Below are 12,259 nucleotides of genomic sequence, written 5' to 3'. Positions count from 1 at the left end.
AGATCGATCGCGGGGCGGCCCGTTAGGGTACGCGGCATGACGCTGCAACTTGTTCAGGTGAACTTCAAGGCCCGGGACGACTCGGCGCTCGGCCGGTTCTGGGCGGAGGTCCTCGGCTGGGGTGTCTCCAGCGAGGGCCCCGGAGTCACCAACCTGGAACCCGTGGGCTTCGACTGGCCGGACCCGTCCGCCGTCTGCGTCGATCTCGTCCGCGTCCCGGACCCGGAGACGGTGAAGTACCGCGTGCACATCGAGCTGGCCACCACCTCCGACGTCCATCAGGCGGAGTTGGTCGCACGCCTGAAGGGCCTCGGGGCGACGGCCGCCGACGCGGGCCGGGGCGACACGCCGTGGACGATGCTGGCCGACCCGGAAGGCAACGTGTTCAGCGTCCTGGAGCCCCGGGAGCTCTACCGGGACACCGGGCCCATAGCCGCCGTGGTCGTCGGCTGCGCCGACCCGCGGGCCATGGTCCGGTTCTGGGGCGAGGTGATCGACTGGACCGTCCATGAGCTGACCGACGACCGCGCCCTGCTGCGCTCCGCCAAGGGCGTCGGACCATACCTGGAGTTCCGCCGCAGTCCGGACGACGAAGCCCTGCGGAGCCGCATCCATCTCGACGTGAGGCCCGGCCCCGGTGGGGACCAGGCGAGGGAGGTCGCCCGACTCGAAGGCCTCGGCGCGACACGGGCCGACGTGGGTCAGGGTGACGCCCCCTGGGTCGTCCTGGCCGACCCGGAGGGCAACGAATTCTGCGTACTCAGCCGGGGCTGACAACGGGCATACTCCGGCAGTCAGTACAGCAGGTCCAGTTCCGCCCGGACCGTCTTGCCCGGCGGTTCGCGGTCGACGACGGCCCAGCGGTCCGCCAGCGCGTCCACGATCAGCATCCCGCGCCCGCTGTCGTCACCGTCAGCCGGTGCGGTGATCTCGCCGGGCCCCGGCGGGCGGCACTCTCCCCGGGTGTCGGACACCTCGATCCGCAGGACGCCGAGGGCCTCCCGGTCGCCGGGCGTGTGCGTCAGGCACAGCTCGAAGTCGCGGCCGGGAACCCGCCCGTGGGTCACCGCGTTGGCCGTCAGCTCCCCGATGATCAGCGCCGCCGACTCCGAGGCGTCACTGAGGTACGGGATGCCCCAGGTGTGCAGCTGGTAGAGACCGACGCGGCGGGCGAGTCGGGCACCGCGTGGGTTCGAGCTGAATCGACGCCTGAACACACGTACGGTTACGTCGGGTTGGGTCTTCATCGGAGCTTCCATGGCCCCAGATTCCCGGCCCGCACCCGCTACGCACCAGGTCACCAACTCGTACGCTGAGTCAGCGTACGGGCGCGAAGGGTGGACGGTACGGGTCACGTTCCGTAAGCATGGGCGGGTTGGCGAACCAGGGCGGGCGCACGGGGAGGTGGCCGTACATGACGCACGGCACGGATGGCATCGACAGCACGATCGACACGTACGGAACCTTCGGCAACGGCGGCGGGAGCCGCACCGAACCCGAACCGCAGTACACCCTCAAGATGTTCGGAGAAGTAGTCAAGAACTTCCGCAAGCGTGCGGGGCTGACGCAGGAGCAGTTCGCCCCGCTCGTCGGGTACTCGACCGAGACCATCGCCTCCATCGAGCAGGGCAGTCGACTCCCGCCCCCGGATTTCGCGGAGCGCGCGGACCGGGCACTCGACGCGTTCGGGGTGATCCTGGGCGCGGCGAAGCATCTGACGCGACGGAAGGGGCTGGCGCGTTGGTTCCGGCAGTGGGCGAACCTGGAACTGACGGCGCTGAGCCTGTACACGTACGAGTGCCGGTTGATTCCGGGGCTGTTGCAGGCGCCTGCGTACGCTCGGACGCTGTTCACCGACCAGTTGCCGCCGCTCGCCGACGAGCAGATCGAGGCGCAGCTCGCGGCTCGACTGGAGCGTCAGCAGCTCCTGCGCAACCGGCCGAACACCGCGTTCAGCTTCATCCTCGAAGAGCACCTGTTCCTGAGGGACTTGGGCGGCGAGGAGGTAACGATGGAGCTGATCGACCACATCCTCGACCTGTCCGAGCTGCGCAATGTGGACATCCAGATCATGCCGTTGGTGCGGCATCACCACGCGGGGCTGCACGGGCCGATGCGACTGCTGGAAACGTCGGAACACCAGTGGTTCGGCTACCTGGAAGGGCAGGAGCACGGGCAGTTCGTCTCCGACCCCAAAGTGATCAGCGCACTCCAGATGCGGTGTGCCAGTATGCGTTCACAGGCTCTCTCGTTGGACGACTCCAAGAGCCTGATGCGGCGGATGCGAGGAGCGAGATGAGCACCACACCCCTGGCCTGGTTCAAGAGCAGTTACAGCAGCGGCTCCGGAGACTCCTGCGTCGAGGTCGCCCTGGAGTGGCACAAGTCGAGCTACAGCAGCGGCTCGGGCGACGACTGCGTCGAGGTCGCCGCCTGTCCCTCCACCGTCCACGTCCGCGACTCCAAGATCGAGGAGAGCCCGCAGCTCGCCCTCGGCCCGGCCGCCTGGACGCGTTTCCTCGCCTACGCCGCCCAGGGCTGAGCCGCCCCGTTCCTCCGAGGAGTACGCCCGGAGGCTCCGTACGTGCCGGACAGGTACCGTAAAGGGGTACTGATACGACTCGTGGGCCTCCTGGCGGGCTGCGTGAACCCCAGGAGGAGCCGACATGACGACCAACCGTGGACGCAAGGACGTCATCCGCGACCGGATGGCCGCCACCGGGGAGTCGTACAACGTCGCCGCCCGCAACCTCAAGGCCATGAAGGACATGGCGGCGACCCGCGACGCCGTCCTCGTGCAGCGGTGGACACCCGCCGACAGCTTCGACGTGCCGTGTCCGTGCGGTGGGACGTGTGAGCCCGGCGAGACCTGCGACCGCTGCCACGCCCGCCACCGTCATGTGAAGCGCTACCCGGGCTCCACCACCGAGGTCGAGACCTGGGCCGACCGCTACGAGTGCACCGGCTGCTCGTCCTCGTACACCCTGACCGTCCACCTGGCCGGACGGCCCTGGGGGGTCGCGGAGACGGTCGTGCAGGGCGGGTCGGCCGAGGAGGTCGTGCAGGCGACCGTCTTCCCCGGGGTCATCCATCCGCTGTTGCGCGACGAGGGGTGACACGGGCCCGGACGTGGCGTGTCACGTCCGGGCCGGGGCGCTTCCGTGCGGCCTCGGGCCTCAGCTCTCGTCCGGCGCCAGCCGCAGCGAGATCGAGTTGATGCAGTACCGCTGGTCCGTGGGGGTCGGGTAGCCCTCGCCCTCGAAGACGTGGCCCAGGTGCGAGCCGCAGCGGGCGCAGCGGACCTCGGTGCGGACCATGCCGTGACTGCGGTCGTCGATCAGCTCGACCGCGTCCGTGTCCTTCGGGTCGTAGAAGGACGGCCAGCCGCAGTGTGACTCGAACTTGGTGTCGGAGCGGAACAGCTCCGCCCCGCAGGCCCGGCAGGAGTAGACGCCCGCCGTCCTGGTGTCGGTGTACTCGCCCTTGAACGCGGGTTCGGTGCCGGCCTGGCGCAGTACCGCGTATTCGGCGGGAGTCAGCTCCGCCCGCCACTGCTCGTCCGGCTTCTCGACGTCGTACGACACGTCCCGCTCCTCAGCTCGACAGGTGATCGCTGGACAGGTGGTCCAGGATGCGCGGGCCGAGGTCGGTGACGTCGCCCGCTCCCATGGTGAGAACGAGATCGCCGGGCTTCGCCATTCCCGCGACGGCGGCCGGGACGTCGGCCTGGTCGTGGACGGCGGTGACCTCGGCGCCCGCCGCCTTCGCCGCGTCGATGATCAGGGCACTGGTGATGCCGGGGATCGGGTCCTCGCGGGCCGGGTAGATGTCCAGGACCACGGAGGCGTCGGCCAGGGCGAGGGCCTGGCCCATCTCGGTGCCCAGCTCCTGAGTACGGGAGAACAGGTGGGGCTGGAAGACGACCAGGATGCGGGAGTCGGCGGCCGCGCCGCGCATGGCCTCCAGGTCGGCGGTCATCTCGGTGGGGTGGTGTGCGTAGGAGTCGATGACCTGCACGCCCGCCGCCTCGCCCTTGAGCTGGAGGCGGCGCTTGACCCCGGTGTACGTGCCGAGGGCCGAGGCCAGGTTGTGTGCCGGGATGCCGAGGGCGACGCCTGCGGCGAGGGCGGCGACCGCGTTGTGGGCGTAGTGGCTGCCGGGGACGGAGACGGTGAAGGTGAGGAACTTCCCGTTGAGCAGGACCGTGACCTCGCTGGTCAGGCCGCGCGGGGTGACCTTGTGGACGCGGACGTCGGCGTCCTCGGCGGAGCCGTAGGTGACGACCTTGAGGTCGGAGAGGTCGCGGACCCGGCGGGTCAGCTCGACCGCGCCGGGCTGGTCGGCGGAGACGACCAGGGTGCCGCCGGGGACGACCTTGCCGACGAACGTCTCGAAGGAGTCGTAGATCTCGTCCATCGAGGCGTAGTTCGCGTGGTGGTCCAGCTCGACGTTGAGGACGATCGCGACCTCGGGGTCGTACTTCTGGAAGCTGCGGTCGCTCTCGTCCGCCTCCGCGACGAAGATGTCCCCCTCTCCGTGGGTGGCGTTGGTTCCGGGGCCCTCCAGGTCGCCGCCGATGGCGTACGAGGGGGCCAGGCTCAGCGAGGAGAGGGCGACGGCCAGCATCGACGTCGTCGTGGTCTTGCCGTGGGTGCCCGCCACCGCGATGGCGCGCAGGCCGTTCATCAGGGAGGCCAGCGCGTCCGAGCGGTGCACCACGGGGACGGACAGCTCGTTGGCGCGCAGCAGCTCGGGGTTGTCCGCGCGGATGGCGCTGGAGACGACCACGCAGGACGCGTCGTCGGCCAGATGGTCCGCCGCGTGCCCGATGTGCACGGTCGCCCCCAGCGCCCGCAGCGATTCGGCGGTGGCGGACTCCTTGGAGTCGCTGCCCGCCACCTTCGCACCCCGCTGGGCGAGGATCTTCGCGATGCCCGACATCCCGGCGCCGCCGATGCCGATGAAGTGCGGTCGTTCCATGGCGGCGGGAATACCGGGTGCCATCGTTGAGTCCTCCGAGGTTCTGGTGAGAGTCCCACGCGGTTCCGGGTTGCCCTCCGGCGCCCGCGCGCCCTTCAGCCTATTCGCTGTGCGCGAAGAGCTTGAGCACCGGGACGCCGACCTTGTGCCGGGCGCGGGAGGCCCAGTCTCGGTGGAAGAACTCCTCCACGTAGTGCGGGGCGGTCAGGACGATGACCTCGTCGGCGCCCGCCTCCTCGACCACGGTCTTGAGTTTGTCCAGGGGGTGATCCTCGACCACCTGTCCGACCGCGTCGGAACCCGCCTCGCGCAGGGCCCGTAGCGAGTACTCCAGCCCGATCTCGGCCGGTTCCCGGGCCTCCTTGCCCTCCGGCTCCTCACCTTCGCGGACCGCTTCCCTGAGCTCCCCCATCGCCACGTCGTCGATCGCGCGCAGCAGGACGTCGGCCTGGTCACCGCGCGGCTGCAACAGAACGACGAACGAGATCCGCTCCTCGCCGTGAAGGGTGGTGACAAAGTCCACGTCCTCGGGAGTCAGCGGCTTCTCGATCATCAAAACGCTTGTGAACACGACAGGCGCCCTTCCGCTTCTTCGTCTCGTCGACCGCGGCATCGGCCGTCGACGGTCGTTTGCTGAAACCATCCTTCCCCGTGCTTCCACGGGGGACAGGGGTAAGTGTGCCCAGCCCGAGCTAAGCGGAACGGGAAATTCCGCTAACCGTCAGTCCGACGGTACCGAGTGAAGAGGAACCCGGCCTCTTCCAGCAACGATGTCAGGAAAAAACGTTCCGGCACGGCGACCCCGGGCCCTCCGGCGATCCGCTGAGCATCACCGGCTGTGAGCATCGGGGAGACCGTCAGGCACAGCTCGTCCAGCACGCCGCCCGCCACGAACTGGCCCAGCAGCCGGGGCCCGCCCTCGGTCAGCTGCCGGGTCAGCCCCCGGTCGGCCAGCTCGCGCACCGCCCGCGCCGGGTCCACCCGGGTGCCGTCCCCCGCGATCACGACCTCGGCGCCCGCCTTCCGGGCCGCCGCGATACGGTCCGCCGACGCCCCAGCACCGGTCACCACGAGCGTCGGGACCAGCGGCTCGGTGAACAGGGGCAGCGAGAAGTCCAGGTCCATCGAGCCGGTCACCACCGCCACGGCCGGAGCGGGGCCCTGTCCCGCCGCCGCCCGCCGTGCCGCGAACGCCTCCCGGGCCCGGGCCGGGCGGTACCCCTCCAGGCGTACGGTCTCGGCTCCGGCGATCACCACGTCGGCCAGGGCCCGCAGCGTGCCGAAGATCCGCATGTCGGCGGCGCAGGAGATGGGCTGCGAGCGGCCGTCGTGCTGGGCGGCCCCGTCGAGGGTGGAGACCATGTTGGCGCGCAGCCAGGGAGTCTTGGCGGGGAGGTCCGCCGGGTAGGCGTAGGCGTCCGCCAGCTCGTCGAGGCTCCACTCGCGGTCGGCGAGCGGTCCGGACGGGCCCTCGCCCGTGGAGCTGCTTGTTGTCAGGTCCGTCACAGGGAACAGGCTTCGCATGGGTTGCAGTCTGGCACGGGCCTTAGGGTGGACGGTTGTGTCGTCATCCACCGCCGTTCCGGGGCAGAGCCCCCTTGCCGAAGCGGCCCCGCTGTCCCTGTGCGCCCGCGAGCCGCACGTCCCCGCAGACCGTCTGGTCGCCGAGATGGTGCCGCCGCCGCGCTTCGACTCGGTGCGCTTCGACACGTACGTACCCGACCCGAACCAGCCCAGCCAGAGCGAGGCGGTCACGGTCCTCGCGGGCTTCGCCGCCGGGCTCGGCGGGTCGCACGCGACCGGTGCCGGGCGCCGGAAGTGGTTCGGGAGCAGGAAGCCCGCGGCGCCGACCGGGCCGCGCGGGGTGTATCTGGACGGCGGCTACGGCGTCGGCAAGACCCACCTCCTCGCCTCCCTCTGGCACGCCACGCCCGCCGAGCCCTCGCTGAAGGCCTTCGGCACGTTCGTCGAGCTGACGAACCTCGTCGGCGCGCTGGGCTTCCAGCAGACCGTGCGGACCCTCAGCGGGCACCGGCTGCTGTGCATCGACGAGTTCGAGCTCGACGATCCCGGCGACACCGTGCTGGTGTCCTCGTTGCTCAGCCGGCTGGTGGAGAACGGGGTGGCGCTCGCCGCGACCTCCAACACCCTGCCCGGCAAGCTCGGCGAGGGCCGGTTCGCCGCCGCCGACTTCCTGCGTGAGATCCAGGGCCTGTCCGCGCACTTCCGTCCGCTGCGCATCGACGGCGAGGACTACCGGCACCGCGGACTGCCCGAGGCCCCGCCGCCGTACACCGACGACCAGGTCACCCGGGCCGCGTACGCCACGCCGGGGGCTTCCCTCGACGACTTCCCCGGGCTGCTGGATCACCTGGCCCGGGTGCACCCGAGCCGGTACGGCGCGCTGACCGACGACATCGGCGCGGTCTGTCTGACCGGGGTGACGGCGGTGCCCGACCAGTCGACCGCGCTGCGCCTGGTGGTGCTGGCCGACCGGCTCTACGACCGGGAGGTCCCGGTGCTCGCCTCCGGGCAGCCCTTCGACCGGCTCTTCAGCGACGAGATGCTGAACGGCGGGTACCGGAAGAAGTACTTCCGCGCGATCTCCCGGCTGACGGCGCTGGCGCGGGACGCGAAGGGGCTGGTGGCGCAGTAGGTTCGGGGGCGTAACTCAGCGGGGCACGGCGCACGACAGGTCCGCCCCGCGTTGTCCCGTACAACCGCGCACACCGTTCGAAGGGATCAAGCATGGCTACCACGCGTCAGGCGCACACGGTCTGGGAAGGCAACCTGATCGAGGGCAAGGGTGTCGTCACTTTCGACTCCTCCGGCATCGGTGAGTACGACGTCTCCTGGCCGTCCCGCTCGGAGCAGGCGAACGGCAAGACGAGCCCCGAGGAGCTCATCGCGGCCGCTCACTCCAGCTGCTTCTCGATGGCGCTGTCCCACGGTCTCGCCGGGGCGGGCACCCCGGCCACCAAGCTGGAGACGAAGGCCGAGGTGACCTTCCAGCCCGGCACCGGCATCACCGGCATCCACCTCACGGTCCAGGGCGAGGTCCCCGGGCTCGACGAGGCGGACTTCCTGAAGGCGGCCGAGGACGCCAAGGCGAACTGCCCGGTCAGCCAGGCGCTGACGGGCACGACGATCACGCTGTCGGCCTCCCTGGCCTGATCCGCGCGAGGCGGCCGCAGTCAACAGGGCCGTCCCAGCAGCAACACGAGGCGCGGGGGCGCGCATGGTTCCCCCGCGCCTTTGTGCGTGCTACACACGTGCGGGTCACTTCACCTGTCCGCCAACAGGGAGTTGCCTCATGACATCCGCACCTCGACACCTCGCAACACGACGACAGGTCCTGGCAGGCGGCGGCGCGGCCGCCGCGGTCGCCTTCACCGGGGCCTTCGGCGAACTCTTCGCGGGCACCGCCGCCGCCCGCGGGCACGGCGGCTACGGCCCCCTGGTCCCCGATCCGGACGGCCTCCTCGATCTGCCGAAAGGGTTCCGCTACCGGGTGCTGTCCCGGGAGGGCGAGCCGCTGCGCTCCGGCGAGGGGCGGGTGCCCAGCAATCACGACGGGATGGCCGCCCTCGCGGGCCGGAACGGGCGGGTCCACCTCGTTCGCAACCACGAGAACCGGCCCACCGCCGCGATCGGCGTGCCGACCGCCGAGGGGCTGACGTACGACCCCGCGGCCAAGGGCGGCTGTACGGCCCTGGAGCTGGACGGCCGGAACAGGGTACTCGGCGAGCGCGTCGCCATCGCCGGTACGGCGGTCAACTGCGCGGGCGGCCCCACTCCTTGGCGTACCTGGCTGACCTGCGAGGAGACCGAGGACAAGGCCGGGACCAACGGGTACACCAAGGACCACGGCTTCATCTTCGAAGTGGACGGCGCCTGCCCGCGCCGCACCGGGGCGATCCCCCTGACCGCGATGGGCCGCTTCCAGCACGAGGCGATCGCCGTCGACCCGAGGACGGGGATCGTGTACGAGACGGAGGACGCGTTCGACAAGCCGTTCGGGCTCTTCTACCGCTTCCTCCCCGAGAAGCCGCTCGGCGGCACCGGTTCGCTGCGGGCGGGCGGGGCGCTGGAGGCGATGCGGGTGCCCGGCGTGCCGGACCTGTCGGCCGTCCAGGAGACGGGGACGAGCTTCGACCGGATCGAGTGGGCGCCCGTACCGGATCCGCTGGCGGCCGGGACCGCGATCCGTTTCCAGGACTTCGGGCCGAAGGGCATCACGCACGCGCAGAAGCTGGAGGGCTGCTACTGGGGAGGCTCCTCCGTCTACTTCGTGTCCAGCTTCGCGCACCGAGACGAGGGGTCGGCGGCCGACCACTACGGCCAGGTCTGGCGCTACGAGCCGAGGAAGCGGCGGCTCACGCTGGTCGTGATCTTCGGCCCGGACACCGACATCCAGCTCCCCGGGGAGTCCCCCGACAACATCTGCCTGGCCGCCGACGGCGGGCTGATGGTCTGCGAGGACGGCGGCGGCGCCCAGCACGTGCTGGGAGTGACCCGGCGGGGCGAGGTGTACCCGATGGCGCGCGGGCGGCAGAACATCGGGACGCCCGAGGAGCCGGCGTGGGGCGAGTTCGCGGGGGTCGCCTTCTCGCCGGACGGCTCGACGATGTACGTGAACTGCTACACGCCGGGGACGACGTTCGCGGTGACGGGGCCGTGGTGCTGATCAGGGCACGGCCCCTGCCGCGATCCACCGGGTCGAACCCTCGGCACTCGCGGCGATGGGCACTCTGCTGACCCTGCCACCCGCGGCCTGAGGGCCCTCACCGCTCCCCGATCACGGCCACCGCGTCGAGCCCGGAGCTCCGCAGCGTCCGCCGGACGGCGCGCCGGGCCCCGTGGATCGTGAGCTCGGCGGGCTCCTCGCGCAGGGTGACGGCCCGAAGCAGGGCGTAGGCGCAGGCGAGGTCGAAGTGCGTGACGCCGCTCATGTCCAGGGTCCAGACGGCGGCGCGGCCGAGCCGGAGGTCGTCGAGGAGTTCTTCCAGCCCGCGCAGGGATTCGGCCCCGATCTCCCCGGCCAGGACCAGTTCGGCGTGCCGGCCGTCGGCGGCGGAGACCGCCATGGTCACGGCAGGTCCGGTCGGTCCGGGCCGACCGACCGGTCCGGCCGGTTCGCTCGACGGGGTGGAGGGGTGTGCGGCTGCCATGGCGTTGCCCTTCGCGGTCCGGTCGGAACTCCGCTGTCCTTCCATGGTCCCCCGGTAGGGGCCCCCGGCGCGCGCCCGGGGCCCCTACCTGACTGAGCCCGGCCTTCCCCGGCAGGACCTACTGCGGCTGGCCCCTCGGAGACCCCGCAGGGCAGAGGTGTCACACCATTCACCCGATACACCCGATACACCCGGTCCGCGACGTGATCAGGACACGCGTCGAAGCACTGATAGCCGAGATCGATCCACTTATGTCCGATATTTTCCGTGGATGATCAGATCATCACGGAAAATGGCTGCCATGGTGGTTGCGGGGGCGGTGCTCGGCGGCGCCGTCCTGGCCGGGTGCGCGAGCCCTGCCGACTCGCGTACCGAAGCCACCGACTCCCCTACGGCTGCCACCGCCTCACCCCCGGCCGCCCCGAAGAAGCCGCCCACCATGGCTCCGGGCCCGGCTGGCCGTACCCCGGTCTTCGAACGACGGCCGTCGGGCGACGGGGCCGGCCGCTCGGCGGAGAGGGTCGTGGCGCTCACGTTCGACGCCGACATGACGGCCGATCAGGGCTCCCGGGCGGCGTCGGGCGAGCGCTTCGACAACCCCGAGCTGATCGCGCTGCTGCGGCGGCTGAAGGTGCCGTCGACCGTGTTCATGACCGGGCGCTGGGCCGAGGAGTACCCGGCCCAGGCGAAGGCCATCGGCACGGACCCGCTGTTCGAGATCGCCAACCACTCCTACAGCCACTACGCCTTCAGCACCCCCTGCTACGGACTGCCGGTGGTCGAGAAGGCCGCGATGACCCGTGACGTGGAGCGCGCCTTCGCGGCGTTCCGGAAGGCGGGGGCCCGGAACGTCGTGCCCTACTTCCGCTTCCCCGGCGGCTGCTACGACGACGCCACCCTGCGCGCGCTGGCCCCGGCGAAGGTGACGGCCGTGCAGTGGGACGTGGTCAGCGGCGACGCGTTCGCCACGGACGCGGACGCGGTGGCCGATCAGGTGCTGGCCGGAGTGCGTCCGGGCTCGCTCGTCGTGATGCACTGCACCCGCAGCGCGGCCCCGGCCACGGAGGCGGCGGTACGCCGGATCGTGCCGGAGCTGCGGGAGCGCGGCTACCGCTTCGTGAAGGTGTCGGAGTTGATGGAGGGATAGCCGGAGGGGGTGGAGCGGTACGACAGGCTCTGGAGCGTCCGCCTCCGCCACTACCCTGCGCCGCAGCCGCGATGACCGGCCCCTCCAACGCTGGGGCCCCCGCCCACGAAACCCTCGCATTCGATGACCTGCTGGCGGATGCCACTGATGTGCACTGTCCACAGGCGCGAGGCTCTGTTGGACCAATTACGTGCGCGAGGCGGGGACACAGGCATCTGCCCACCGATCTCGCGCAGTTCCCCGCGGCCCCTGCTGTGGTCGCTCGAACTGCCTGACCTACTGCTGACCGGATCGGTCCGCTGTCGGACCCGATGCAGCCTGTTGCCGACCCGCCCGCGCGGCGCAGGCTTGGGGACATGACCCGAGCACTGATCGTCATCGATGTCCAGGAGTCCTTCCGCGCCCGTCCGCTGTGGGAAACCACCTCCGACCTGAAGATCGCCGACCAGGTGAACCGACTGGTCCGGCTCTCCCGCCAGGCCGGGGACCTGGTGGTGTGGGTACTGCACTCCGAGCCCGGCACCGGCGATGTCTTCGACCCGGCACTCGGCCATGTCCGGCTGATGGAGGAGCTGGAGCGAGCGGATGGGGAACCGCTGATCCACAAGACCTCACACAACGCGTTCACCACCACCAACCTGCAACAACTCCTCACCGAGCGCGGCATCCGCGAACTCACCGTCTGCGGCATCCGCACCGAGCAGTGCGTGGAGACCACCACTCGCGTCGCAAGCGACCTCGGCTACCAGGTCACCTTCGCCGTCGACGCGACCGCGACCAATCCCATCCCGCACCGCGACGCTCCCGCCGACCAGAGCGTCGCCGAGCTGCTGGCCGACCCCCGCACGTTGCCTGCCGAAGAGGTCATCAGGCGCACCGAGTACGCCCTCGCCGGACGCTTTGCCACCATCGCGACGGTCGACCAGCTGGAGGCCGCGGCAGGACTTCAGACACAATGACCG

Annotated in this window: 15 protein-coding genes; 9 read left to right on the top strand and 6 right to left on the bottom strand. The window is 70.7% G+C overall.

The window, feature by feature from the left end:
- Positions 1-36 precede the first annotated feature (36 nt).
- The gene (locus RI138_RS27430; protein WP_311122032.1) at positions 37-774 is read left to right on the top strand and encodes a VOC family protein; all 738 of its coding nucleotides are present in this window, start codon (positions 37-39) and stop codon (positions 772-774) included.
- 20 nt (positions 775-794) lie between these two features.
- Here the strand turns inward: RI138_RS27430 and RI138_RS27425 are convergent, their stop codons facing one another.
- On the bottom strand, positions 795-1,259 hold the full coding sequence (locus tag RI138_RS27425) for an ATP-binding protein (protein WP_311122031.1): 465 nt from the start codon (positions 1,257-1,259) through the stop codon (positions 795-797).
- Positions 1,260-1,414: 155 nt separating this feature from the next.
- Between RI138_RS27425 and RI138_RS27420 the strand changes: the two genes are divergently transcribed.
- From RI138_RS27420 to RI138_RS27410, 3 genes are all read left to right on the top strand, one after another.
- On the top strand, positions 1,415-2,299 hold the full coding sequence (locus tag RI138_RS27420) for a helix-turn-helix domain-containing protein (RefSeq protein WP_311122030.1): 885 nt from the start codon (positions 1,415-1,417) through the stop codon (positions 2,297-2,299).
- On the top strand, positions 2,296-2,541 hold the full coding sequence (locus RI138_RS27415) for a DUF397 domain-containing protein (protein WP_311122029.1): 246 nt from the start codon (positions 2,296-2,298) through the stop codon (positions 2,539-2,541). The genes RI138_RS27420 and RI138_RS27415 overlap by 4 nt, the downstream gene beginning before the upstream one ends.
- Positions 2,542-2,665: 124 nt before the next feature.
- Positions 2,666-3,115, top strand: a complete 450-nt coding sequence (locus RI138_RS27410; protein WP_096626106.1) for a hypothetical protein — start codon at positions 2,666-2,668, stop codon at positions 3,113-3,115.
- A 60-nt stretch (positions 3,116-3,175) separates the two neighbouring features.
- Here the strand turns inward: RI138_RS27410 and msrB are convergent, their stop codons facing one another.
- The 4 genes from msrB to RI138_RS27390 form a co-directional block, all read right to left on the bottom strand.
- Complete coding sequence (gene msrB / locus RI138_RS27405; RefSeq protein WP_096626082.1) at positions 3,176-3,583, bottom strand: peptide-methionine (R)-S-oxide reductase MsrB; 408 nt, start codon at positions 3,581-3,583, stop codon at positions 3,176-3,178.
- A 10-nt stretch (positions 3,584-3,593) separates the two neighbouring features.
- The gene (gene murC, locus RI138_RS27400; protein WP_311122028.1) at positions 3,594-5,003 is read right to left on the bottom strand and encodes a UDP-N-acetylmuramate--L-alanine ligase; all 1,410 of its coding nucleotides are present in this window, start codon (positions 5,001-5,003) and stop codon (positions 3,594-3,596) included.
- 76 nt (positions 5,004-5,079) lie between these two features.
- On the bottom strand, positions 5,080-5,532 hold the full coding sequence (locus RI138_RS27395; protein WP_311123029.1) for an indole-3-glycerol phosphate synthase: 453 nt from the start codon (positions 5,530-5,532) through the stop codon (positions 5,080-5,082).
- Between the two features lie 161 nt (positions 5,533-5,693).
- Positions 5,694-6,503, bottom strand: coding sequence for a pyrimidine reductase family protein (locus tag RI138_RS27390; RefSeq protein ID WP_311122027.1), 810 nt, complete (start codon positions 6,501-6,503; stop codon positions 5,694-5,696).
- Positions 6,504-6,540: 37 nt separating this feature from the next.
- On the opposite strand from RI138_RS27390, the gene zapE reads away from it, so the two are divergent.
- The 3 genes from zapE (at position 6,541) to RI138_RS27375 (ending at position 9,666) form a co-directional block, all read left to right on the top strand.
- Positions 6,541-7,635, top strand: a complete 1,095-nt coding sequence (gene zapE / locus RI138_RS27385) for a cell division protein ZapE (protein WP_311122026.1) — start codon at positions 6,541-6,543, stop codon at positions 7,633-7,635.
- A gap of 92 nt (positions 7,636-7,727) precedes the next feature.
- On the top strand, positions 7,728-8,153 hold the full coding sequence (locus tag RI138_RS27380) for an OsmC family protein (RefSeq protein ID WP_311122025.1): 426 nt from the start codon (positions 7,728-7,730) through the stop codon (positions 8,151-8,153).
- 139 nt (positions 8,154-8,292) lie between these two features.
- A complete protein-coding gene (locus tag RI138_RS27375) occupies positions 8,293-9,666 on the top strand; it encodes an alkaline phosphatase PhoX (protein WP_311122024.1) in 1,374 nt (457 codons plus the stop codon).
- Between the two features lie 97 nt (positions 9,667-9,763).
- Here RI138_RS27375 and RI138_RS27370 read toward each other — a convergent pair whose 3' ends face one another.
- Complete coding sequence (locus RI138_RS27370) at positions 9,764-10,150, bottom strand: STAS domain-containing protein (protein ID WP_311122023.1); 387 nt, start codon at positions 10,148-10,150, stop codon at positions 9,764-9,766.
- Positions 10,151-10,442: 292 nt separating this feature from the next.
- Here RI138_RS27370 and RI138_RS27365 point away from each other — a divergent pair, with 292 nt between their 5' ends.
- A complete protein-coding gene (locus RI138_RS27365) occupies positions 10,443-11,297 on the top strand; it encodes a polysaccharide deacetylase family protein (RefSeq protein WP_311122022.1) in 855 nt (284 codons plus the stop codon).
- Positions 11,298-11,653: 356 nt separating this feature from the next.
- Entirely contained in the window at positions 11,654-12,256 is a 603-nt protein-coding gene (locus RI138_RS27360) for an isochorismatase family protein (protein WP_311122021.1), read from the top strand.
- The last annotated feature ends 3 nt before the right edge of the window (positions 12,257-12,259 follow it).

Origin of the sequence: Streptomyces durocortorensis (assembly GCF_031760065.1) — a bacterium.
In the GTDB taxonomy this organism is placed as follows: Bacteria; Actinomycetota; Actinomycetes; order Streptomycetales; family Streptomycetaceae; genus Streptomyces.
Note: the sequence above shows the minus strand (reverse complement) of the source record. Positions and strands in the feature narration are given on the sequence as shown.